Annotated in this window: 24 protein-coding genes; 7 read left to right on the forward strand and 17 right to left on the reverse strand. The window is 66.1% G+C overall.

From position 1 onward, the window contains the following. Positions 1-23 precede the first annotated feature (23 nt). From I6F33_RS31770 to I6F33_RS31785, 4 genes are all read right to left on the reverse strand, one after another. Entirely contained in the window at positions 24-581 is a 558-nt protein-coding gene (locus I6F33_RS31770) for a hypothetical protein (RefSeq protein ID WP_225133441.1), read from the reverse strand. Between the two features lie 25 nt (positions 582-606). Continuing rightward, the gene (locus I6F33_RS31775) at positions 607-2,037 is read right to left on the reverse strand and encodes a TolC family outer membrane protein (protein ID WP_085972056.1); all 1,431 of its coding nucleotides are present in this window, start codon (positions 2,035-2,037) and stop codon (positions 607-609) included. Between the two features lie 187 nt (positions 2,038-2,224). Continuing rightward, entirely contained in the window at positions 2,225-3,004 is a 780-nt protein-coding gene (locus I6F33_RS31780; protein WP_036006037.1) for an enoyl-CoA hydratase, read from the reverse strand. Between the two features lie 109 nt (positions 3,005-3,113). After that, positions 3,114-3,770: a hypothetical protein gene (locus I6F33_RS31785; RefSeq protein WP_225145167.1), complete on the reverse strand. Its 657-nt coding sequence runs from the start codon at positions 3,768-3,770 to the stop codon at positions 3,114-3,116. Between the two features lie 290 nt (positions 3,771-4,060). Between I6F33_RS31785 and I6F33_RS31790 the strand changes: the two genes are divergently transcribed. Together I6F33_RS31790 and I6F33_RS31795 are read left to right on the forward strand one after the other, a co-directional pair. Continuing rightward, entirely contained in the window at positions 4,061-4,606 is a 546-nt protein-coding gene (locus tag I6F33_RS31790; RefSeq protein ID WP_036006032.1) for a sigma-70 family RNA polymerase sigma factor, read from the forward strand. Between the two features lie 2 nt (positions 4,607-4,608). Next, on the forward strand, positions 4,609-5,247 hold the full coding sequence (locus I6F33_RS31795; RefSeq protein WP_225145168.1) for an NrsF family protein: 639 nt from the start codon (positions 4,609-4,611) through the stop codon (positions 5,245-5,247). A 112-nt stretch (positions 5,248-5,359) separates the two neighbouring features. Here I6F33_RS31795 and I6F33_RS31800 read toward each other — a convergent pair whose 3' ends face one another. Together I6F33_RS31800 and I6F33_RS31805 are read right to left on the reverse strand one after the other, a co-directional pair. After that, the gene (locus I6F33_RS31800; RefSeq protein ID WP_225145169.1) at positions 5,360-6,463 is read right to left on the reverse strand and encodes a DUF2336 domain-containing protein; all 1,104 of its coding nucleotides are present in this window, start codon (positions 6,461-6,463) and stop codon (positions 5,360-5,362) included. Between the two features lie 63 nt (positions 6,464-6,526). Then, the gene (locus tag I6F33_RS31805; protein ID WP_225145170.1) at positions 6,527-7,684 is read right to left on the reverse strand and encodes a GGDEF domain-containing protein; all 1,158 of its coding nucleotides are present in this window, start codon (positions 7,682-7,684) and stop codon (positions 6,527-6,529) included. A gap of 433 nt (positions 7,685-8,117) precedes the next feature. Between I6F33_RS31805 and I6F33_RS31810 the strand changes: the two genes are divergently transcribed. From I6F33_RS31810 to I6F33_RS31825, 4 genes are all read left to right on the forward strand, one after another. Beyond that, positions 8,118-8,687: a sigma-70 family RNA polymerase sigma factor gene (locus I6F33_RS31810; RefSeq protein ID WP_036006024.1), complete on the forward strand. Its 570-nt coding sequence runs from the start codon at positions 8,118-8,120 to the stop codon at positions 8,685-8,687. Continuing rightward, entirely contained in the window at positions 8,684-9,379 is a 696-nt protein-coding gene (locus tag I6F33_RS31815) for a hypothetical protein (protein ID WP_225145171.1), read from the forward strand. The genes I6F33_RS31810 and I6F33_RS31815 overlap by 4 nt, the downstream gene beginning before the upstream one ends. Before the next feature lie 16 nt (positions 9,380-9,395). Further along, positions 9,396-11,105: a S8 family serine peptidase gene (locus I6F33_RS31820; RefSeq protein WP_225145172.1), complete on the forward strand. Its 1,710-nt coding sequence runs from the start codon at positions 9,396-9,398 to the stop codon at positions 11,103-11,105. A 546-nt stretch (positions 11,106-11,651) separates the two neighbouring features. Beyond that, positions 11,652-12,413 (forward strand): TIGR03809 family protein, encoded by a 762-nt coding sequence (locus I6F33_RS31825; protein ID WP_225145173.1) that lies wholly within the window; start codon positions 11,652-11,654, stop codon positions 12,411-12,413. On the opposite strand, the gene I6F33_RS31830 is transcribed toward I6F33_RS31825, so the two are convergent. The 8 genes from I6F33_RS31830 to I6F33_RS31865 all read right to left on the reverse strand — a co-directional run bounded on the left by I6F33_RS31830 (position 12,410) and on the right by I6F33_RS31865 (position 19,537). Further along, entirely contained in the window at positions 12,410-13,780 is a 1,371-nt protein-coding gene (locus tag I6F33_RS31830) for a TIGR03808 family TAT-translocated repetitive protein (protein ID WP_225145174.1), read from the reverse strand. The two genes, I6F33_RS31825 and I6F33_RS31830, sit on opposite strands and share 4 nt — an antisense overlap. Positions 13,781-13,987: 207 nt before the next feature. Next, a complete protein-coding gene (locus tag I6F33_RS31835; RefSeq protein WP_225145175.1) occupies positions 13,988-14,635 on the reverse strand; it encodes a pyroglutamyl-peptidase I in 648 nt (215 codons plus the stop codon). After that, complete coding sequence (meaB, locus tag I6F33_RS31840; protein ID WP_225145180.1) at positions 14,632-15,618, reverse strand: methylmalonyl Co-A mutase-associated GTPase MeaB; 987 nt, start codon at positions 15,616-15,618, stop codon at positions 14,632-14,634. The genes I6F33_RS31835 and meaB overlap by 4 nt, the downstream gene beginning before the upstream one ends. Before the next feature lie 27 nt (positions 15,619-15,645). Continuing rightward, entirely contained in the window at positions 15,646-15,987 is a 342-nt protein-coding gene (locus I6F33_RS31845) for a DUF86 domain-containing protein (protein WP_225145176.1), read from the reverse strand. Further along, positions 15,988-16,302 (reverse strand): nucleotidyltransferase family protein, encoded by a 315-nt coding sequence (locus I6F33_RS31850; protein ID WP_057027169.1) that lies wholly within the window; start codon positions 16,300-16,302, stop codon positions 15,988-15,990. It abuts the gene before it with no gap. Positions 16,303-16,396: 94 nt separating this feature from the next. Further along, on the reverse strand, positions 16,397-17,908 hold the full coding sequence (locus I6F33_RS31855; RefSeq protein WP_036006009.1) for a tripartite tricarboxylate transporter permease: 1,512 nt from the start codon (positions 17,906-17,908) through the stop codon (positions 16,397-16,399). 3 nt (positions 17,909-17,911) lie between these two features. After that, positions 17,912-18,403: a tripartite tricarboxylate transporter TctB family protein gene (locus I6F33_RS31860; protein WP_109144402.1), complete on the reverse strand. Its 492-nt coding sequence runs from the start codon at positions 18,401-18,403 to the stop codon at positions 17,912-17,914. Between the two features lie 141 nt (positions 18,404-18,544). Continuing rightward, a complete protein-coding gene (locus I6F33_RS31865; protein ID WP_225145177.1) occupies positions 18,545-19,537 on the reverse strand; it encodes a tripartite tricarboxylate transporter substrate binding protein in 993 nt (330 codons plus the stop codon). 217 nt (positions 19,538-19,754) lie between these two features. Between I6F33_RS31865 and I6F33_RS31870 the strand changes: the two genes are divergently transcribed. Further along, positions 19,755-20,234 (forward strand): SRPBCC family protein, encoded by a 480-nt coding sequence (locus I6F33_RS31870; RefSeq protein ID WP_225133447.1) that lies wholly within the window; start codon positions 19,755-19,757, stop codon positions 20,232-20,234. 7 nt (positions 20,235-20,241) lie between these two features. Here I6F33_RS31870 and I6F33_RS31875 read toward each other — a convergent pair whose 3' ends face one another. From I6F33_RS31875 to I6F33_RS31885, 3 genes are all read right to left on the reverse strand, one after another. Further along, complete coding sequence (locus I6F33_RS31875; protein ID WP_225145178.1) at positions 20,242-21,021, reverse strand: DUF3298 and DUF4163 domain-containing protein; 780 nt, start codon at positions 21,019-21,021, stop codon at positions 20,242-20,244. A gap of 22 nt (positions 21,022-21,043) precedes the next feature. Beyond that, positions 21,044-21,340 carry a nucleotidyltransferase family protein gene (locus tag I6F33_RS31880; protein ID WP_109144401.1) on the reverse strand — a complete coding sequence of 99 codons (297 nt, stop codon included), beginning with the start codon at positions 21,338-21,340 and terminating at the stop codon, positions 21,044-21,046. Between the two features lie 35 nt (positions 21,341-21,375). Beyond that, a partial coding sequence (locus I6F33_RS31885; RefSeq protein WP_225145179.1) for a methylmalonyl-CoA mutase family protein occupies positions 21,376-22,649 on the reverse strand: 1,274 nt, incomplete at its 5' end.

Raw genomic sequence — 22,649 nt, forward strand, 5'->3', positions numbered from 1 at the left:
GCGAGTGGGAGGAGAATATCACATCAACCGGGCAACCGCTCCGCTTCGCTGCATAGCTGCTCGACAAGCTCCGCAAGCGGACGTGAGCCGTCCACGCGCACGACCGGGCAGGGCAGGCCCGAGAGCCACGCTTCGTGCTTGGCGAGACTGCGGCCTTCGCGATCGCCGGCTTCGTAATGGGAGGCCCATTCGACGAAGTCTTCGGTCTCGCCATGGCGCCAGCCGCCCGGCGCGACGGCATCAGCGCCGAAATGGGCGGCCTCGCGGGCGCGCAGTCGCATCATCCGGATCTCGCGCGGCACGCTCACGAAGACGACCAGGTCGAAGTACGAAACGAGCTCTTCGCCCCAGCCGGTGACGGACCCGCTCAGCACCCAGTCGAGACGCGGCAAGAACATCTCGTGCATCAGGCGCAGGCGGTCGGCGGCCGGGCGGGTCGTCCGATAGGGCGGCACGGTGGGCAGCCAAAAATAGTCGTCGCTGTCGTGATGCGGCAGCGCAAGCTGCCCCGCGAGCGCACGACCGATCGTGGTCACGCCGCAGCCCGAGGCTCCCATCAGATGGATGCGGCGGCTTTTCATCGGCCTCCACCAGAGAGATTTGAGGCTACTGCCCCGACGGCGTGCGCAGGCCGTGCCAAGCGTCGCGGACCTGGTGGTAGTGCACCTCGGGCAGATAATCCGGCGTGTTCAGGTTAAGCGTCTTGACGTCGAGATGGCCGATGGCGCTGAGCAGCGTGTAGGAGGCGATCACGCGGTCGCGTTGCGCGCCGATCAGGCGGGCCTTGGCCTGGATCAGGTCGGCCTGCGAGTTCAAGACGTCCACCGTCGTGCGCTGGCCGCCGGCGGCCTCGCGCTGCACGCCCTGCAGCGCGACGGTGGCCGCCTTCACCTCGGACTCCGAGGCCGAGACCGTGATCTTGGCGCCTTCGTTGGCAACCCAGGCGCTGACCGCCGCCGTCCGCGCTTGATTGCGCACCTGGTCGAGCACGAGCCGGCTCTGCGCCGTGATCTCCTTGGCCTGCCGGGTCTGCGCCGCGGCCTGGCCGCCGTCGTAGATCGGCGCGGTGACATTGGCGACGATCGAAGCCTGGTCCTCGGCGAGGGTGCTGAGCGCCGGGTCGTTGTTGCGGCTTTTGCTGGCGCTGCCCTGGATCGTCGCGCTCGGCAGCAGCGTCCCTTCGGCGATGCGGATGTTGGTGGAGGCGACATCGACGTCGAAGCTGGCGGCCATCACCGCCGGATGCTGGCGGATCGCCATCGTCATGGCATCCTCGCGGCTCTTCGGCAGATAGCGGTCGACGGCCTCGGCAGGCCTGAGCTGCGAGGGCGCATTGCCGATCACCTGCGCATAGGTGGCCTGGCTGACCGCAAGCGCGACCTCGGCCGCGTTGAGATCGGCAAGGCCACGATTGAGGCGGGCCTCGGCCTGCGCGGTGTCGGTCGGCGTGACGTCGCCGGCATTGAGCCGGCGCTGGGTGACGGAGAGCGTCTCGCGCAGGAAGGCGACGTTGGAGCGCTGCGCCTCGACCAGCGACTGGTTGGCGAGAACATTGGTGTAGGCGGTGACCGCATCGAGCAGCACGCCCTGGCCGACGTTGCGGAGCGCTTCGCGGCCCGACTGCACCTGGAGCTCGGCGGCCCGCACGCCGTTGGCGGTGCGGAAGCCGTTGAACAGGCTCTGCGTCACGGTGACGCCGATGATCCAGGGCTTCAGATTGCCGGTCTGGATGGTGTTGTCCGGCAACAGATTGCGCACCGATTGCAGGCCGGCGCTGAGGCTCGCCACGATCTGCGGCCGGTAGCCGGCCAGCGCCTGCGGCACGTTCTCGTCGGTGGCGCGCTGGCGCGCACGCTCGGCATTGAGCTGCGGATTGGTCTGATAGGCTTTTGCCAAGGCGTCCGGCAGGGCTTCGGCCCATGCCGCGGAGGGAAGGGCGCACGAGAACGCCAGCGTGGTCCATGTCGCAAGCGCATGACCCGCGCTCGATCGACGTCGCGTCACCCCGCGACCAGCTCTGGCGGTACGCCCAATCATGTAATCTCGCTTAACCCCGGCTGTCCGCCCCCGCCGACGATGGCCTCTTAACTGTTTAGCCAGCCGAGGTCCCGCAGGCAAACTGCCGCGGGCAAAACTCCCATGTATTCCGTGCTTGTTGCAGGCGCGTCACAGGCTGTGCGCGGGAAAGCGCCAGAGCCTTACACCGGCCTGCCCGGCTCGTGCGCTACCGGTTCTTGTTCACAGGCTTGCGCTTCTCGATGAACGCCGCCATGCCCTCCGAGCGGTCCTCGAGCGCGAAGGTCGAATGGAACAGGTTGCGTTCGACGCTCATGCCTTCGGAGAGCGTGGTCTCGAAGGCGCGGTTCACCGCTTCCTTGGCCATCGCGGCCGCAGGGCGCGACATCGCGGCGATCTTCTCGGCGGCCGCCATGACCTCGTCCATCAGCTTGTCGGCGGGTACGATACGGCTGACCAGGCCGGAGCGCTCGGCTTCGGCGGCGTCCATCATCCGGCCGGTGAGGCAGAGGTCCATGGCCTTGGACTTGCCGATCGCGCGCGTCAACCGCTGGGTGCCGCCGATGCCGGGAATGGTGCCGAGCGTGATCTCGGGCTGGCCGAACTTCGCGGTGTCGGCGGCGATGATGAAATCGCACATCATGGCGAGCTCGCAGCCGCCGCCGAGCGCGTAGCCGGCGACCGCGGCGATGGTTGGCTTGCGACAGCGCGCGATGCGGTCGCCCCCGATCGCGGCGAAATCCTCGGAGAACATGTCGATGAAGCCCTTGGGCTGCATCTCCTTGATGTCGGCGCCGGCGGCAAAGGCCTTCTCGTTGCCGGTCACGACGATGCAGCCGATGGCGTCATCGGCCTCGAGATCGTCGACCGCAGCTGCGATCTCGCGGAAGACGCCGAACGAGAGCGCGTTGAGCATCTTCGGCCGGTTCAGCTTGACGATGCCGACCGCGCCGACGCTCTCGACGATGATGTGTTCGAACGTGCTCATGCTCCACCCACGCTTTCGATTGAGCGGGCAATGTGCCCGCTGGCGCGGATGCCTTCAAGGGGGCCGGACGCGGGACGCGCGCGGGGTCGCGTCCCGGCGGAACCGGCCATCAGGCCATGAACATGCGCGCGGCGGAGGCCAGGGTCAGCAATGTGCCGACGCCGATGAAGATCTTGCCGATCAGGGAGCTCTGGTCCCAGGCGGAGCTCTGCTGGCTGCTGGCCATCACCGGCGCCGGCCGCGGCTGCGCCTCGGTTGCGGCGATCACCGCCTTCTGCGGCGGCCGGGTCTCCTGCAAGGCCCGATCGATGTCGTTGAGTTGATCGGGCGCGACGACCTGGCTTTCGGGGCTCTCGGCGCTGGTATTATCGGCGGCTGCCTGGACGTTGTCGTTGGCGCGGTTCGTCATCGCGGAGGCTGCCGCGGCAGTCGGCGTGTCGGCGGCGAGCTGCGCATTGGCGTTGGCGACCTCCGGAGCCAGCTGGCTCGAGGCCGGGACCTGACTGTCGGCCTTGTCGTTCTTGGCTTCGTCGGGCTTGGCCGCCGTGTCCTTCTTGTCGGCCTTGTCCTCGGATTTCTGCCCCGTCTTCCTGCTGTCGGTGCGGCGCGAGTCTTGGCGCCGGTGCTTGGCCGTATCGGCCCCTTTGTCGGCGCTCTCCGATTTGTTGCCTGCGGCCAAGTTCGGCGCCGCCTGTGCGAGGCCCCCGGACAGCAAGACAAGCCCGGCCAAAACGATCAGGGCCGCGCGCGCGCTGGTTTTCATCATGTCGACGATCTCCCCAATTCCGCCCGTCCCGGCAGCGAACAGAGACCCCGGGGCGTGACGACAGCGGGGCAGAAAATGGGAATCTTCGGGCTACACCGGGCAAAAACGCGGCAGACCCCTCCCGCAGCCGCCCGCCCGATGCAGGACGCACCGATCGGTGTTAAGAGCCGTCGCAGATGTTTGCGGCCGCATCGGTCGCGCGGCCCGGATCTTGATCACGAATTCGTGATATGTTTGGCGCCCGCGTAACAAATTGAAAGAGCGGCCGAATTGCATGGTGAGGGGCGCGCGTGCGCGGACGTGAGGACGAGTGGACCGGCCTGATGCGGTCGGCCATGGCTGGCGATGATGCGGCGTATCATCGTCTGTTGAAGGCAGTCGCGCCGGTGCTGCGGGCCGCCGCGAGGCGTGGCTTGGCGCGGGCGGGTCAGCCGCCCGACCAGGCCGAGGATATCGTGCAGGAGATTCTGTTGGCGGTACATCTGAAGCGGCATACCTGGGACAGCGAAGCCCCCTTCGCGCCCTGGCTGTTTGCGATCGGCCGCAACAAGCTGATCGATGCGCTCCGGCGGCGCGGCAGGCGCGTGTTCGTCAACATCGACGATTTCGCCGAGACGCTGCCGGGCGAGGCGCCGCAGGACACCGCTTCAGCCGGCGAGGTCGCCGCCCAGCTCGGAACCCTGCCGCAGCGTCAGCGCGACGTGCTGCAATCGATCGCGGTCGAGGCCGCCTCGATCAAGGATACGGCGGCAAGGTTGTCGATGAGCGAGGGTGCGGTCCGGGTCGCGCTGCATCGCGGACTTGCGGCGCTGACCGCCAAATTGCGGGACCATTGATCATGGACACCGATCAACTCATTCGCTCGCTTGCCGCCGACAATCCGCACCGCGCGCCCCGCGTCGGCGCGGTGCTGAGCATGGCGCTGCTGGTGGCTGCGCCGCTGTCGATCCTGATCTTTGCGACGTTCTTCGGCGTGCGCGCCGACGTCATGAGCGCCATGCGCAACCCGTTCTTCGACATGAAGTTCGCGGTGACGTTGTCGCTCGCAATCCCCGCCATCATCGTCAGCCTTCATATGTCGCGTCCCGAAGCCCTGCTGCGCGGCTGGGGCTGGCTGCTGCTGCTTCCCGTCGGCCTGCTCGCCGTGGCGATTGGCAGCGAGGCGATGATGGCGCCGGCGATGCCGATGACGATGCGCCTGGTGGGTAAGAACTCCAGGGTCTGCATGGTCGCGATCCCCGCAATGGCGCTGCCGCTGCTTGCGGGGGCGCTGTTCGGCCTGCGCCACGGCGCGCCGTCTAGTCCCGCGCTCGCCGGAGCGCTCGCAGGGCTGGTGTCGGCGGGACTTGCGGCGACCCTCTATGCCTCGCACTGCACCGACGATTCCCCGCTGTTCGTCGCGACCTGGTACACGCTCGCAACCGCGCTGGTGACGGCGATCGGCACGGCGGTCGGATCGAGGGTCTTGCGGTATTAAAGCATGATCCGGAAAAGTGCGAAGCGGTTTTCCGGAAAGATCATGCGCAACCAACAACCTAAAGCGCGATGACGATCCATCGAAATCTCATCGCGCTTTAGTCGCGCCGGCTTCATGCCGCCGGCGTCGCGTGCAACTGCATGCGGTGGAAGCGCAGCGCCTGTTGCGCGGTCGATGGGCGCAGCGCCTCATAGGTGTCGCGCAGCTTCAGCATGTCGGTCTGCGACCCGCCGGAGAGCTTCTCGCGCAAGGCGATGATGGCGCGCACGCTCGACCATTGCATGCCCGCGGCCTTGGCGAGGATCATCACGCCTTCGGTGCGGCTCTCGATCATCATGGTCTCGGCGGTCTCGACCGCGATCCCTGCGAGTGCGGCCAGCGCCGCGTTCGTCTCGTCGAACTTGCCCTGCTCGGCGAAGGTGGCGACCTGGAGCTCGTTGAGGCGGCCGTCCTCGTGCAGCGACTTCACCAGCGCGCGAGCCATCTCCGTCTGTTTCGTCCTGGCGACGGCGCGAACCCGTTGGGCCGCTTCCTCGACCGCCCTCGACACCTCGTCCGCGAGCTTGGGATGCGCAGCCGCGAGCTTCCTGCGCACGCTCGAGGATGCCTTGGCGACCAGCCTCAGATAGTGATGGCGCGGCAGGTCGGGCCGCAGGCCGATGCAGCCGGCGAGGTCGTCGTCGCGCTCGGCGCGGACGACGAGGTCGGCGAGACACTCCTCCGAGAACCGCGCGCCCGGATTGCCGACCGTCGACTGCACCACGTCCTCATTGCCCCGCGCCACCAGCACGTCGGTCAGCGCTTCCGACAGCGTCCGCCGCAGCGAGATCGCCTTGAGATGCGCCTGGCTCCTGGTGCGCGCAATCTCGACCAATGTTGCCTCGTCCAGCCGCTCCGACTTCGACAGCACGGGGCCGGAGACCTCGATCACCTCGTCGAGCGCGAGCGTGCGGATGATCTGCGGCGGCGCAGCTGCGATCGGCGCGAGCCGCTCGGCGAGCAGCGCCTTGGCCGACGTCTCGATCTGCTCGATCAGGCACTGGAACACGTCGTCGAACACGCGGATATGGTCGTCGGAATAGTCGACCGCGTTGCCCACGAAGAGATCGGTGACGCGGCGGAGCGTCTCCAACCGGCGCGCGACGGTGCCGTGCGAGAGGGCGGCCTGCAATTCCTCGAGCAGGCTTTCGGATGGTCTTGCGGAATTGGATCTCATTGCTCTGTCCTGGAGCGGTCGGTCCGGCAGCGGCTTCTGTCGCGCCGGAGGAAAAAGGATCGGTCAGCTCGCTGCAATGCAGTTGCGCCCTTGCGCCTTGGCGGAATAGAGCGCGCTGTCGGCGCGCGCGAGAAACGTGTCGGCAGTATCGACGTCGCGCAGCGTCACGACGCCCGCGGAAATGGTCACCCGCATGCTGGGGGAGAACGCGCCCCAGTCGAGATCGGCGACGATGCCGCGCAGGCGCTCGAGCGTGCGGAGCGCGACGTCACCCGACGTATCCGGCAGCAGCAGCAGGAATTCCTCGCCGCCGTAGCGGCCGAAACTGTCGGCCGGGCGGATGTTGGCGAAAATGGTGATCGCGAAGGTGCGCAGCACCTCATCGCCAATGGGATGGCCGTAAGCGTCGTTGATGCGCTTGAACCAGTCGAGATCGATCAGCGCGATCGCGAAGGGCGTGGATGCCCGCCGCGACCTCTCGATCTCGGCGTCGAGCAGGCGCATGATGCAGCGGCGATTGTAGGAGCCGGTGAGTTCGTCGAGCTCGGCCAGTTCCTCGATGCGTCGATAGGCGGCCTTCAATTCGATGCTGCGCTTGTACAGGATCTTGCGTAACGTGGCGCCGAACAGGCCGAGGAAGGCGCACTGCCCGATCACCAGCACGAAGCAGAGCATCGAGGCGGTCCGCTGCAGCCGGGTCGCGACCGGCAGTCCGATCGGCAGGTCCGATCCCAGGAAAACCACGGTGAGCCCGCAGGTGGCGAGGCCCCAGGTGAGCATGGCCTGGCTCGACGTCATCCGCAGCGTGCCGAACGCGAAGATCAGAAACAATACGGCAAGGAACGCGACCCCGATGGTGGGCACCGCGAGCAGGAACACCAGTTGCAGCGCCATATGCAGCGAGATCTGATAGACGGTGAGGTAATGATCGTCGAAACGGTCGCCGAAACCGGCCTCCGACAGCACCGTGAAAGTCCCGATGATCAGAAGGCCGCCGAGCCAGAACAGCGTCGGAACGGCCATGGAGACCGCGCCGTCATAGGCGTAGAGCAGCAGGACCGCGCCGCCCAGCGAGTAGCTCGCGACCTGGCCGATATACATCTGGCGACGCTGCCAGACGCGGCGCGCCCTGACCTCGGGCGCCGTCGTCTCGGGCGCAAGGACGAGATCCGCGACCTCTGCGGCATTCCTCTCTGGAAAGGACGTCGCGGCCGTACCCATGGTCCCGCCAATGGTGGATGTCAGCGTAAAAACCTACGTGGCAAGCCTTTAGGTTTGGTATCCTTTGAAATCGAATCCGAACCGTGCAGCAGGGAACAAGGCGATCATCTAGCGTGAGAATTTTACCGATGATCATCGTGTGCGCTGCGGTCGAGCCGAAGCGAGGCTTGGCGCGACAAAGGTGGTGCGGGGCTGCTATGGAACTGGATGAGGCCGGGCTGCCTATGTCCGGGCAGGCATTCCGCAGGGAATATCGCAGTATTATGGTACCGATTCGGATGAGCGACGCTGACCACCACGGGTGGGACAAGAAAAATGCCCGGATGTGGGGTAGCTCACACAAGCCCCCGTATGACTGCGGTAGGTTCAACAATTTTGCCCCCCACATCGAACCGGCCACCGCATCGACCCGACCAACCTTGCGAGACGGCCATTGAGCGCGACACAGGCGGCTTCAGACGAGATCCTGATCGCCAGGATAGCTCAAGGTGACCGGCTCGCCATGCAGGTGCTGTACGGGCGGCACCATGTCAGGGTTTACCGGTTCGGGCTGAGGCTCGTGCGGGACGAGCAGGCGGCGGAAGACCTCATCAGCGAGGTGTTTCTCGACGTCTGGCGTCAAGCGGGCAAATTCGAGGGCCGATCTGCCGTTTCCACCTGGCTGCTGGCAATCACCCGATTCAAGGCCCTGTCTGCGCTCCGGCGCAGGAAGGATTTCGAGCTGGACGAAGACGCCGCCAACGCGATCGAGGATACGTCCGACGATCCGGAAACGGTGGTGCAGAAGAAGGATACCAGTGAGGCGTTGCGGGAGTGTCTGACGGGCCTCTCGCCGGATCATCGGGAAATCGTCGATCTCGTCTACTACCACGAGAAGTCCGTGGAAGAGGTGGCCGAAATCGTCGGGATACCAGAGAACACTGTGAAGACGCGCTTGTTCTATGCGCGCAAGAAACTGGCCGAACTGCTGAAGGCAGCCGGCGTCGAGCGAGGCTGGCCATGATGGCTTTGAGCAAGAAGATGCTGGAGCAAGAGCCCAGTGAAATTGAACTGCTGCTGCCCTGGCACGCTGCCGGCACGCTGAACGCGCGCGATGCGCGCCGTGTCGAGGAAGCGCTGGCGCGCGATCCGGACCTGGCGAAGCAATATGCGGCGATCCGCGGCGAGTACGAAGAGACCATTCATCTGAACGAGAGCCTGGGCGCTCCGTCGGCGCGCGCGATGCAGAAGCTGTTCGCCGCGATCGATGCCGAGCCGGCGAAGGCGAGCGGCTCGCTGCCGCTGTCGGCGCGTATCTCGACCTTCTTCGCGAGCTTGTCGCCGCGCACGCTGGCGTGGTCGGCGAGCCTCGGTGCCGTCGCGCTCGTGCTGCAGGCCGGCATCATCGGCGCCGTGCTGATGAAGAACCAGCCGGCGACCTTCCAGACCGCTTCGCTCTCGACCAGCGCACCGATCACGCGCGAGCTTGGTAGCGCCGCCGCGCCGGCGCGCGCGCTGGTGCGCTTCACCCCTGAGGCGCGCGTCGCCGACATCACCGCGCTGCTCGACAGCTACCAGGCCTCGATCATCGGCGATGCCAAGGGAGGCATGTTCCGCCTCCAGTTCGACAAGGCGATGAGCCAGGACGAGCTCGCTTCCCTGCTCGGCAGGATGCAGCGCGAGAAGTTCGTCAACCTCGCCGTCGCGGCGCCCTAGGCGCGCCGCCGAGCCGATGACGGGCAAATCCGAGAGCAGGGTGCGCACTGGGGCCCGCGCTTCATCCGTCGGCGTTGCGCTTCTGGTCGCCTTCTGTTTCGGCGTGGAGCTTGCGCAGGCGCAGGCGATCATGCGCACGCCGACGATCAGCGTTCCCTCGCGCACGCCGACCGTCTCTCCAAACATCACCCCGCGGGTCAGCCCGAACATCGCTGCGCGCGCGGTGAGCGTTGGCCGCGGCCCGCGGACGATGGCGAGCATTCCCACGACGTCGCGCATCCGGCCGACGACGCCGGTGCTGCCCCATGCGCGTTACTCGCCGAATCTCTATCCGGCCTGCACCGCAGCCTATCGCAGTGCCGACGGCGAATGTCTGGCGCAGCCGAACGCGGGCGGCGAGGGCACCGGAAAATCCGGCAAGAAGAGCACCGGCAAAGGGCGTGGGAACAACACGCCGGTGGTGCTGACCTCGCGCAGCTTCGCAGGCGAATTCGTCGCCGAGATCGACGGCGCGCTGTCGACGGCCGAGGCCGACGAGCTGGCGCGTCGCCACGGCCTGACCCGCCTCGCTTCCGAGAATTTCCCGCTGATCGGAGCCACGTTCGGCCTGTTCCGCATCGCCGACGGCCGGCCCTATGAGACCGTGCGGCGCGAATTCGCGGCCGACGGCAGCGTGCGCTCGCTGCAGCCGAACTTCCGCTACGTGCTCCAGGACCAGAAATCGTCGGCCGCCACCGAGGGCGATCCTGCGCAATACGCGTTGGCAAAGCTGCGCCTGCCGCAGGCGCATACGTTGGCGCACGGGGCCAACGTCACGATCGCCGTAATCGATTCCGGCATCGACGCCCGGCATCCCGAGCTCGCCAATTCCATCGCCGACAATTTCGACGCGCTCGGCAGTGCCGAAGGGCCGCACGTCCACGGCACCGGCATCGCCGGGGCGATCGCGGCCCATGCCCGTCTGATGGGCAGCGCACCCGAGGCCCGCATCATCGCCATCCGCGCCTTCGGCGGTGCCAATGGCGGTGCAGAGAGCTCGTCCTATATCATCCTGCGTTCCCTGAATTACGCCGCCGAGCACGGCGCGCAGATCGTCAACATGAGCTTTGCCGGTCCGAAGGACGCGGTGATCGAGCGCGCGATCGCGGCGACGGCCGCGCGTGGTCTCGTGCTGATCGCAGCGGCCGGCAATGCGGGCGCGAAATCGCCCCCGCTCTATCCGGCGGCCAACCCCAACGTGATTGCGGTCAGTGCGACGGATCGGCAGGACAGGCTGTTCGCCGCCTCCAACCGCGGCAACTACATCGCCGTCGCGGCCCCCGGCGTCGACATCTTCCTGCCGGCACCGGACGGCAAATACCAGGTGACGTCGGGAACCTCGTTCTCGGCCGCCTATGTCTCAGGCGTCGCTGCGCTGCTGCTCGAGCGCAACCACGCACTCAAGCCGGAAGCGCTGCGCATGACGCTGGTGAAGACCGCACGCGACCTCGGCTCTCCCGGGCGCGACGACCTCTTCGGCGACGGCCAGGCCGACGCGTTTGCCGCCGTCATGGCTGTTCCTGCCGACAGCGCGACGCCGGTCGCTGCTGCCTCCGGTACAACAAAACGTGAAGATGCTCCGAAGCGTCGCGACGAGCCGGGCATACGCGCCATCGAGCAGCCTTCGTTGTCGAGCGCGGAGGATAAATCCGCGGTTTCTCAGGCAGATAGGCCGGCGGCGCGATAGCGGTCGCGACAAATCTGCGCGACGGGACGGCGTCAAAAAAGCGAACCCCCGGATTGAACGTTCAGCCCGCTGCCCCGACCAACTGATGTGGGAGCGGTCATCCCTCCCCATCAGTCATATCAGGCGCGAGCGCCCATCCACCCCAAGCGCCCATATGGCTCGACCCGTCCGGTTGTCCCCCCGGACGGGTCTCTTCTTTTCAGAGCGTTTTCGAGCGAAGCGGGTGCCCGTTCGCGTGAAGAAAACGCGTCAAGACAAGATTCTGGCGTCCGATTTTTCGAAGCTTCGCATCCGTTCAGCTTGCAGTTGAAGGTCGCCGTGGCCTCGGTCGCCGTCGCGAGCGAGTCCCGCCGCAACTCCGTCATGCTTGTGCGAAGCTTGACTCGAAAACACGGAAAATCACCGCACGACTACGGTGTTTGACGACGAATGCCGCGTCGTTGCTGGACAAGTCAAAACTTTTCCACAAAATATTCATGTCGCGTCTAAATTGATTCGTGTGCGTTGCGTCCCCCGCGTCCGTGTTTTCTCCTGACGGGCTGGTTCATGACACATCGCCAAGAATTTGCTCGCGAAGAGTTCGTTCGCGACGCGGCCGGCAGCCGCCAAATCGCGGCACGCTGGTGCGCTCTCGCCGAGCAGCGCCTGCAACATCTCTCCGAGATGTTTGAGACCGGCCGCTGGCGCCGCTATCATTCCGAGATCGTCTTTCTCGAAAACATCCAGGAAGCCAAGCGCGCCGTCCAGACTTGGCGCGCCCTTGCGACGGGGGCGGACGTCGCCGAGGCGGCTGCGAGCGTGACGCCGGCATTCGGTTGGTCGCCGGCGACGATGCCTCGCATGGCGCCGCGCGAGCAGCAGGCGCAAACGATGCAGCCCAAGGCCGTTCACATCGCTCCCGAGACCGTCATGCCGGTGAGGCTCGATCCGAAGCCCGACGTGCTCGCGGAGGTCACCGAAGCCCCGATCGCGCCGCTTGCTATGCCCGTAGCTTGGCCGTCGTTCACCGCGCCTGCCGAGATGCCGCCGCTGAGGGCACCCGCTGCGAAGGCACCGTTCACTGCGCCTGCCGTGAGATCGCCGCTCGCGGAGCCGGCCGCAACACGGCCATTCGCCGCGCCGGAAGTGAGGCCGCCGGTGCCTGCCACGAAGCCGCCGAAGACCGCGCCTGCAGCAATGGCGGCGCTCCTGCCGCAGTTCGCCCCGCCCGCCGAGGAAATCGTCGCCGCCCCCGAGCGCGTCGTCGAATTCACTTTCAGCCTCGACGGCCTGGAAGCGAAGTACCCGCTGCTGCGGAACGCCTTCTAGCGCCGCACCGCATTGCCGCCGACCACCAGCTGCGCAAAACGTTGTGCGCCGTCGGCGGATAGATCCGACGTCACCGCGCGGGCGTGATCGAGGCCGACCACGGCGCCGCGCGGCGTCTCGGAGATCATGTTGTTGTTGACGAGCGCGGTGCCGGCGCCCGGCAGCACGGAGACGCCGATGCCGGCCAGCGCCTTGCGGATCACGTTGCCCGTGATCGCGACGTCGCGCAGATATCTGCCCCAGCCGGCGACGATGCCGTAGGACGGCGCGTTCTCGATCACGTTGCCGGTCACCGAAGAATCCGCCTCGATGTAGATGCCGACGCCGGCATCATCGTCGGGCACGGTGCCGATCGGCCGCTTCGGGATCAGGTTGCGGATGATGTTGCCCTGGACCACCGCGATGCGGCCGCCCTCGTTGAAATTGCAGACCGAGACGCCGACGGCCGCGCCGTCCACGATGTTGTTGGCGATCACCGCGGCCTCGAATGCGAACTCGGAATAGAGCGCGACCTCGCGCACGTCGCTGACGCTGTTGCCACTGATGTGGATGTTCGAAGCCGAGTTGCCGCGCACCGCCGAATAGTCGCAATTCCTGATACGGTTGCCGCGCACGATCACGTTGCTGGCGCGAAAGGCGTTGATGGCATTGCCGAACTGGCCCGAGCCGCCGGGGCCGGCCTTGATGTTCTCGATGCGGTTGTCGGCGACCAGCGTGCCGTCATCGCCGATCGCGGTGCGCAGGATCTCGATCCCGTTGTCGTTGGTGCCGAGAATCGTGTTGCGGCAGACGCTGAGGCCCCTGGCGTCGAACGACACGACCGCTGTCACCGCGATGTCGGTGAAGATATTGCCGGAGATGTCGCCCGCGACCTGCTCGAGCCAGATGCCGCTGCCGCCCGAGCTCGTGATAGCGCATTCGCTGATGCGCACGTCGCGCCCGCCGAGGACGTGGATCAGGCCGCGCCGTGTCGGCAGCGGGATGCCGCCGCCGTCGAAGGTGATGCCGGTGAGGCCGATCGCATCGGAGCCGTCGCTCTGGATCGCCGAGGCGCCGCCGGTGAAGACGAGCTTGGTCGCGCCGCGCACGCCGATCAGCTGCGCGTCGTTCGGCAGCCGCAACAGACCGGTCCGGTACACGCCGGGTGGCAAGGCGAGCGGCAGTTGCGCCCGAGCGGCCTCGTCGATGGCACGCTGCAGCGCGCGGGTCTGGTCCTCGCTGCTGCCGGGCCGCACACCATATTGCGTGGCATCGCGGCCGAGCAGCGACGTCAGCGGCGCGGCGCGCGCGGCATCGGCCGGCATGGCCAGCGCACCGGCAATGCCCGCGGTCGAAGCCCCGATGAGATGACGGCGATTGAGGTTCATGACGCGTCCTCCGGCGGACGCGGGAGGTGTCCGCAGCGGTTTCGTAGCGCAGCAGGGCGAGGACCGTGAGGATTGTTCGCGGTAGGGTTAAATGTTTGCGCAAAAGACGGTGCGTAGGGTGGGTTAGCCGTAGGCGTAACCCACCATGTCACCGCGAGTACGGAACCGTTGATGGAGATGAGGTGGATTACGCTTTGCTAATCCACCCTACGAAGCGCGCGCCTTGCGTGCCAACTGCACCATCTCCATCAGCATCGCTTCCCCCGCATCCACCAGTTCCTCCAGCGTGATGCGGGCTGCGCCCTTGCGGCGCACGCCGCCGCTGCGCGCGAGCAGCGGAATGTGGATGAACGCCGCAAGCCTGGGTCCCCCCGCCTTCACGCGCTCGATCGCGCGCCAGCTTAAGTAGTTGCAGAGATAGGCGCCGGCGTCGCGCGAGGGACGCGCGTCGATGCCGGTGAGTCGCGCGGCGCGCAGCAGCCTTGCGGTGTGCGGGCCGAACATCATCGCGTCGGCATGGCCGGCGATGCCGCGCTTGGTCGAGCGGGTGTTGGCCGCATCGGGCCAGAGCATGGTGACGGCGTTGCGCGCCCGCGTCTCGATGCGCAAGTAAGGCGTGCGGGCGGCGAGGCCGAACATCAGCAGCGCGTCGGGCTTTTGCGTGGCGAGCACGTCGGGCAGTTGGCGGTCAACCGCGGCATAGGTGACCGGAAAAATGTGGCTCGAGAGCACGACATCGTCGAGCGCGGGCCGGCGCAACTGCGCCAGCCGCGCCACCAGCGGCTGGGTCGGATTATGGGGTGCGCCGGGAAACGGACCGAAGCCGGTGAGGAGAATGCGGAGCTTGTCGCTCATTGCAGCAACTCCAGCATCTGCTCGGCGGCGAGCGCCGGCGTGAGATGGCCATCGGCGACATCGGCCTCGATCTTTCGAACCTTGCTCCGCACCGAGGCCTCGCTGCGCAGCCGCGCCAGCATGCGCTGCTCCAGCATCGACCACATCCACTTCACCTGCTGCTCGCGCCGCCGCGCGGCGAAATCGCCGGAGGCGTTCATCGCCTTACGGTGATCCAGGATCTTTTGCCAGATCTTTGCGATGCCATCGCCGGTCAGCGCCGAATAGGTCTCTACCGGCGGATGCCAATGCTCGGACCGCGGCGCCAGAATATGCAGCGCGCCGCGATAATCGGCCGCGGTGATCTTGGCGCGCTTCAAATTGTCGCCGTCGGCCTTGTTGATCGCGATCATGTCGGCGAGCTCGACCAAGCCCTTTTTGATGCCCTGCAGCTCGTCGCCGCCGCCCGGCAGCATCAGGGCAAGGAAGAAGTCGGTCATGTCGCAGACGGCGGTCTCGGACTGACCGATGCCGACCGTTTCCACCAGCACGACGCCGAAGCCGGCGGCCTCGCACAGCAGCATCGCCTCGCGCGTCTTCGCCGCGACACCGCCGAGCGTGCCCGAGGACGGCGAGGGACGGATGAAGGCTGCATCGGAAGCTGACAGCCGCGCCATCCGCGTTTTGTCACCGAGAATCGAGCCGCCGCTGCGCGCCGAGGACGGATCGACCGCGAGCACCGCGACCTTGTGGCCCTGCTCGATGAGATACGTACCCAACGCATCGATCGTGGTGGATTTGCCGACGCCGGGCGAGCCGGTGATGCCGACGCGATATGCCTTGCCGGTGTCCGGCAGCAGCATCTGCACCAGCTCCCGGGCCAGTGCCTGATGGTCGCCGCGCCGGCTCTCCACCAGCGTGATGGCCCGCGCCAGCGCCGCGCGGCTGCCGGAGCGAAGGTCACGGGCGAGGGATCTGATGTCGGTGGATTTGGGAACAGTCATCATTGCTTATGGGCGCGCGAGTCCACGTCAACTCGACGGTCGCACGCGCCCTTCGACGAAAGATTTCAATGGAGAGAGATGATCTTGAACGGTCGCCCATACAATCCCAACATCCGTTGCATGATAGGCGTGACGCAAACGATTGCCGAAATTCACCATTGCTTGCCAATCTATGCTCGACGCATCTTTCTTCATCTCGTCGGGCAACCGCCGTGCGGCCTCGCAAATGACTTCCAAATAGCGTTCAGTGGCCATACGGCTGGTCTTGTCGGCGGTGAATCGCGCGAAGTCATAGCCCGCAAGCAACGCCTCGATCTCGACAATGGCCTCGAGAATGTCTCGCAACCGGTCCTCGACGGTGGGCGGCATTCAGAACACCTCGACCAAATCGTCGGCGATGCGTTCTGCCATGCGGGGCTTCAGTAAGTTTCGCATCGATATTTGAGTTTCGAGGCCGATGTGATCCTCGATCAGTTTCACAGCCTTGAAGTAATCGAAACGTGGCTCTTCCCCATGCGCAGTCGTCTCTACCAAAACATCGAGGTCGCTGTCGGGGCGCGCGTCGCCGCGCGCTCGGGACCCAAACAGGAACAGGCGATTGATGCCCGCAGCCCTCAAGGCGGGAGCAAGCTCTCGGAGCTTTCCGACAATCGTCTGGAGTGGAATGTCTGCGACCTCGGTCATGGCCGGACATTAGCACAGGGCGAGGGCCCGGCCCAGCGATAGCGGGCCTGCTCGGCCTGCCCCGGCGGGGCAGGCGAGGCCCGCCCGCTCGATATCACCGGGTCGTTGCCGCGGCGGTCTGCGGCTGTTTCGCCTTGCGCCAGATCCACACCATGACCGGCCAGAGCAGCGCGCCGATCGCCATCGCGGCGAGGATGGCCGCGACCGGACGCTCGAAGAACGGCAAGATGCTGCCGTCCGACTTGATCAGCGAGGTGACGAAGGCCTGCTCCACCATGGTGCCCATGACGATGCCGAGCACCATGGCGGCGACGGGATAGCCGTTCGTCTCCATGACATAGCCGATCACGCCGAAGGCGGCGACGGTGACGACGCCGAACATGTTGTTGCCGATCGCGAACGAGCCAACCGCGCAGCACAGCATGATGATCGGCATGATCGCCGAGCGCGGTGCCAGCAGGATGTAGGTGGCGACGCGGATCATCGCGATGCCGAGCGGGATCATCAAGATATTCGCGATGATGAACATCAGGTAGATCGCATACATGCTCGACGCCTTCTCGGTGAACAGCGTCGGGCCGGGATTGAGGCCCTTCATGTAGAGCACGCCGATCGCGATCGCGGCGATGGTGTCGCCGGGGATGCCGAACAGCAGCGAAGGCACCCAGCCGGAGGCGATGCTGGCATTGTTGCTGGCGCCGGCCTCGACCAGGCCCTCGACATGGCCGGTGCCGAACTTTTCCGGCTCCTTGGAGAAGCGCTTCGACATCGCATAGGAGACCCAGGCGGCCATGTCGGCGCCGGCGCCGGGCAGCACACCGATGATGATGCCGACGATGTTCCCGCGCGTCATCTGCCAGCGATAGAGCTTGGTCAGCTTCCATTGGCCGGCCATGATGCTTCCGAATTTGCGCCGCGGCAGCGGCGGCGGTTCGGGCGTCAGCATCGCGCGCATCACCTGCGCCACCGCGAACACGCCGACGAGAGCCGGGATCGGCTCGATGCCGCCGAACAGATCGGTCAGGCCGAAGGTGAAGCGCGGGATGCCGCCGGGATTCTCGATGCCGATGCAGGCGACGAGCAGGCCGATGAACATGCCAGCGATCGCCTTCACGGGCGAGGAACGCGCCACCAGGGTGGCGCACATCAGGCCGAGCAGCGCCAACCAGAAATATTCGAAGGTCGAGAACGACAGCGCGATCTCGGCCAACGGCGGCGCCAGGATCATCAGCGACAGCACGCCGGCGATGCCGCCGACCGCGGAGAACCAGACGCCGGCCCCTAGCGCCAGCTCGGCCTGGCCCTTGCGCGTCATGGCGTAGGCTTCATCCGCGTAAGCCGCGGATGCGGGCGTGCCCGGGATACGCAGCAGCGCGCCGGGAATGTCGCCGGAGAAGATCGCCATCGAGGACGCCGCGACGATAGTCGCGATCGCCGCGATCGGTGACAGATAGAAGGTGACCGGGACGAGCAGGGCGGTCGCCATCGTCGCCGACAGGCCCGGCAGCGAGCCGATCACCAGCCCATACACGGAGGCTGCGAACATGGAGATGATGACCTCCCAGGTGGAGATCAGCGCGAACGCATCAATCAGGGTCTTCAACATCGATCACCAGGGCGTCGGCAGCAGGCCAACCGGTAGCGGCACGCGGAGCAGCTTGCCGAAGATGAGATGGATGGCGAATGGCGAGAGCATCGCGAGCGGCAGCGCCAGCTTCCACTTCGCCCCGAGCGCGGTCGAGGTCACGTAGACCATGATTGCCGCGGTGATGATGAATCCCAGCCGGTCGGCGGCAACAACGTAGAACAGCAGCAGCGCCGGCGGCAGCAGCGCGCGCAGGCCGTAGAGCTTGCCCTGCGGTGGCGGGGCAGCCGCCTGGCCGTCCTCGAACGGGACCAGCTCTTCCTCCTCCTCGAAGGAACGGCCGATGCCGAACACGATCGCGAGCCCGCACAGTGCAAGGCCGCAGCCGATCACCAGCGGAAATACATTGGGGCCGACCGGCTGCCCCGGCACCGGCGGCAGAATGTAGCCGCCATAGGCGGCAGCCGCGCCGAGCGCGACGAGAAACGATCCCGTGACGGAGTCGGGAAGACGCATAGGGGGAGTCCTACAGGGGGTGCGCTCCCTCTCCCCGCTTGCGGGGAGAGGGTTGGGGTGAGGGGGAGTCTCCGCGGAGGAGGTGAGAGATGGACTTGCGGAGAGTTCCTCGCACCCCGATCAAGGCGTCGCAGGTGCGGATCACGCCTTGCTCAGGCCCGCGGCCTTCATCGCCTCGCCCATCTGGGCGTCGCCCTTGTCCATGAAGCCCGCGAAATGGGCCGCATCGCCCCACATGGTGCCGAAGCCGCGATTGCTCATGAAGTCCTTGAACTCGGCGGAGTCGTAGACCTTCTTCAGTGCCGCAGTGAGCTTGGTTGCGATCTCCGGCGGCAGATTTTTCGGCCCCGCAATGCCGCGCCAGGCGCCGGTTGCGTAGTCGATGCCCATGGCCTCCTTCAGCGTCGGCACGTCCTTGAACACCGGATTGCGCGCGGGCGCCATGATGGCAAGGCTCCTGGCCTTGCCGGCCTCGATGATGGCGCGCGCTTCCGGCACCGAGCAGGTGGTGAGATCGACACCGCCGGCCGCGAGATCCTGCATTGCGGGTGCCGCGCCATTCGACGGCACCCAGGCGACCTGGTTGGCGGGCAGGCCCATCGCCTGCATCCAGCCGACGAGCGCGAGATGCCAGATGCCGCCCTGGCCGGTGCCGGAAGCCTTGAACTTCCCCGGAGGCGCCGCCTTGATCGCGTCGGCGAGCTCCTTGACCGTCTTGTAGGGCGAGGAGGAGGAGACCTGGATGCCGGGCGGATCCTCGTTCATCAGCGCCAGCGGCGTGTAGCTCTTCGGCGTCAGGTCGGTGAGGCCCTGCCAGTGCATCATTGAGATTTCGACGGTCAGCATGCCGATGGTGTAGCCGTCGGGCTGCGCGGTCGCGATCGCGCTATGGCCGACCACGCCGGAGCCGCCGGTGCGGTTGACCACGTTGAAGGGCTGGCCGAGGTCCTTCTCCAGCAGCGCTGCGACGATGCGCGCAGTGGCATCGGTGCCGCCGCCGGCGCCCCAGGGCACGATCACGGTGACGGGCCGCGCCGGATAGGCTTGTGCGAGCGCGGGCTTGAAGCCGAAAGCGGCGGAGGCCGCGAGAGCGGCGGTGGAAGCCGCAAAGCTGCGGCGCGAAATCTTGGACATTGAATGCCTCCCAGCGGCGCCCGTGATGTCAGGCGCTCTTGTCAACTCCGGCATTCTAGTCGGCTTTACGTCGCCGCCGCAAGGTAGCGCTACCAACTGGAATCGCCATGTTGTGTGAAAGCAGACGGCCCGTCGAATGGGCGGTCGGAAATCGGGTGGGTTTTGTCCGCGCGCCTAGCCAACCTGTGCGCGCAACGAAACCAAAGGCAAGCCACCGATGACCCAAGCCTATTACAGCGCCGTGCTGGACCACCCGCTCGACGACGTCTGGTCCCTGATCCGCGATTTCAACAACTACCCCGCTTATATCGACGGCGTGAGCGAGAGCGAGATCGAAGACAACAGGCGCGGCGATGAAGTCGGCGCCGTCAGGCGCTTCTGCTATCTCGGAAACTGGATCCGCCAGCGCCTGGTCGATCACTCGGACCTGCAGCACAGCCTGACCTATGCCGGTCTCGAAGCGATACCCTATCCGCAAGACGACGGTAGCCCGAGTCCGGCGCCGGCGCGATACCAAGGCACCATGCATCTGCGGCCGATCATCGAAGGCGACCGCACCTTCATCGAATGGTCGGTTGCGCTCGAAACTGAACCTGCGGACGCCGAGCGCTGGAAAGCGCTGTTTGCCTCCTGGATTCCCGATTGGACGGATTCCCTCGCGCGGACATTGGCCCGGACCCGTTTGCGATCCCGTTAGCCTCAGCTCACGGCTCGTCCGCGTCGCCCTTGGGCCGCGCGCCGCCGAAGATGCGGGCGCCCTCCGATGTGAGGTAAGGCTTCAGCGTCTCCCACGGCACGAAAGCGACATACTCGCCCTCAGCGTAGGGGCCGACGGCATAGGGCGGATAGTGGAAGTTGAGGCCGGAACTCCTGCCGGCCTCGGTGGAGGGCGCGAGCGTCACCGCGCCGATCTTGAGGAGGCGCGGCTCCACGGACTTGAACCACTCGTCGGTCGCGGTCTCTCCGGCGCCGCGCTTCTTCTTCTCGTCCGTCAGCGAAGCGATGATGGCCTTCACCATCGCCTTCATGGTGGGGCCGCCATCGGCGGTCTCGGTGAAGAATGGACGGATCGAGATGCGCTTGTTGGCGGCCTTGTCCCACAGGATCGTGTTCACGTCCGAATTAGGATGGGCGCCGCGTGTGTTCATGTAGTCGTTGCGCAGGACGCTGACATAGCGGTCGGTAGCCACGGAGCGGATTTCATATTTGCGCTCGAACTCCCAGCCGCCCTCCTTGAAGAACTGCGGGTCCGCTTTGCGCGCGGCAGCGGCTTCCGCGGCATTCTTGTCGAGCCACGTCTTGCCCTCCGCGAGGCAGTCCGCCGCCAGCGCCGCATCCGCCTTGATCCTGTCGCCGAGGAAGACGCGCGCTTCGATGCTCTTGGTCTTGACGATCGCATCGGGTTTGGGATCGGCGGCGTAGGCGGAAAACGCACATGTTGCGCTCAGCGCCAGGGCGACGCTCAAACCGGCGATGAACTTCAAGGTTAGTGCTCCTGCGTGAGCGTCAGAATATTTCGACAATATCGTCTGCGATCCGCTCCGCAAAGCGGGGAGAGATGGAGCGGCGAACAGTTGCCTGTGCTTGCAAGCCGGTCGCATCCTCGATGATGTGCTCGACATCGATCAAGTTGAGCAGCGAAAACGAGGTGTCCGGCTCGATCTCGACGAGCACGTCGATATCGCTATCAGGCCGATAATCGTTGCCGGCTCGCGAGCCGAAGATGGCAAGCTTTGCTACGCCCTTGCCTCTGATGGCATCCGCGTTCTTGCGTATCGCAGCGACGATTTCGTCACGCGTCATGGACACACCTGGCCGTCACACGGCCAGTCTATCATCTACTCCGCCGCCTCGCTATGCCCCAGCCGGGCGTTCAGCTTGCGGATCAGCTCCTCGGCGGCGTCCGCGATCACCGTGCCGGGCGGGAAGATCGCCTCGGCGCCGGCGGCATAGAGCGCATCGTAATCCTGCGGCGGCACCACGCCGCCGACGATGATCATGATGTCGTCGCGGCCCTGCTTGTTCAGTGCGGCTTTCAGCTCCGGCACAGCGGTCAGATGGGCGGCGGCCAGCGAGGAGACGCCGAGAATGTGCACGTCATTCTCGACCGCCTGCCGCGCGGCTTCGTCGGCGGTGGCAAACAGCGGCCCGATGTCGACGTCGAAGCCGATATCGGCGAACGCCGAGGCGATCACCTTCTGGCCGCGGTCATGGCCGTCCTGGCCGATCTTGGCGACCAGGATGCGCGGGCGGCGGCCCTCGGCTTCCTCGAAGGCGTCGATCAGCGCCTGAACCTTTTCGACCTGGGTGCCCATGCTGGACGCCTCCCGCTTATAGACGCCGGTGATGGATTTGATCTCGGCGCAGTGCCGGCCGAACACTTTCTCCATTGCGTCAGAGATCTCGCCAACGGTCGCCTTGGCGCGTGCCGCGTCGATCGCAAGTGCCAGCAGATTGCCGTTGCCTTCGCCGGCCGAGCGCGTCAGCGCGGCGAGGGCGGCATCGACCTCCTGCTGGTTGCGCTCGGCTTTCAGCCGCTTGAGCTTGTCGATCTGAAGCCGGCGGACATTGGTGTTGTCGACCTTCAGGATATCGATTTTGTCCTCGTCGGTCGGCTTGTACTTGTTGACGCCGATCACCGCCTGCTTGCCGGCGTCGATCCGCGCCTGCGTCTTGGCCGAGGCCTCCTCGATGCGCAGCTTCGGCACGCCCGCTTCGATCGCCTTCGCCATGCCGCCGAGCTCCTCGACCTCCTGGATGTGGCCCCAGGCCTTGGCGGCGAGGTCGCGCGTGAGCCGCTCCACATAATACGAGCCGCCCCAGGGATCGATGATGCGGGTGGTGCCGCTCTCCTGCTGCAGGAACAGTTGGGTGTTGCGGGCGATGCGGGCCGAGAAATCGGTCGGCAGCGCCAAGGCCTCGTCGAGCGCGTTGGTGTGGAGCGATTGGGTGTGGCCTTGGGTGGCCGCCATCGCCTCCACCGTAGTACGCATCACGTTGTTGAAGACGTCCTGCGCGGTCAGCGACCAGCCCGAGGTCTGGCTGTGCGTGCGCAGCGACAGTGAGCGCGGGTCTTTCGGGTTGAACGGCTTGAGCAGCTTGGCCCAAAGCA

It is taken from the genome of Bradyrhizobium sp. BRP20 (genome assembly GCF_020194215.1).
GTDB classification, from domain to species: Bacteria; Pseudomonadota; Alphaproteobacteria; order Rhizobiales; family Xanthobacteraceae; genus Bradyrhizobium; species Bradyrhizobium yuanmingense.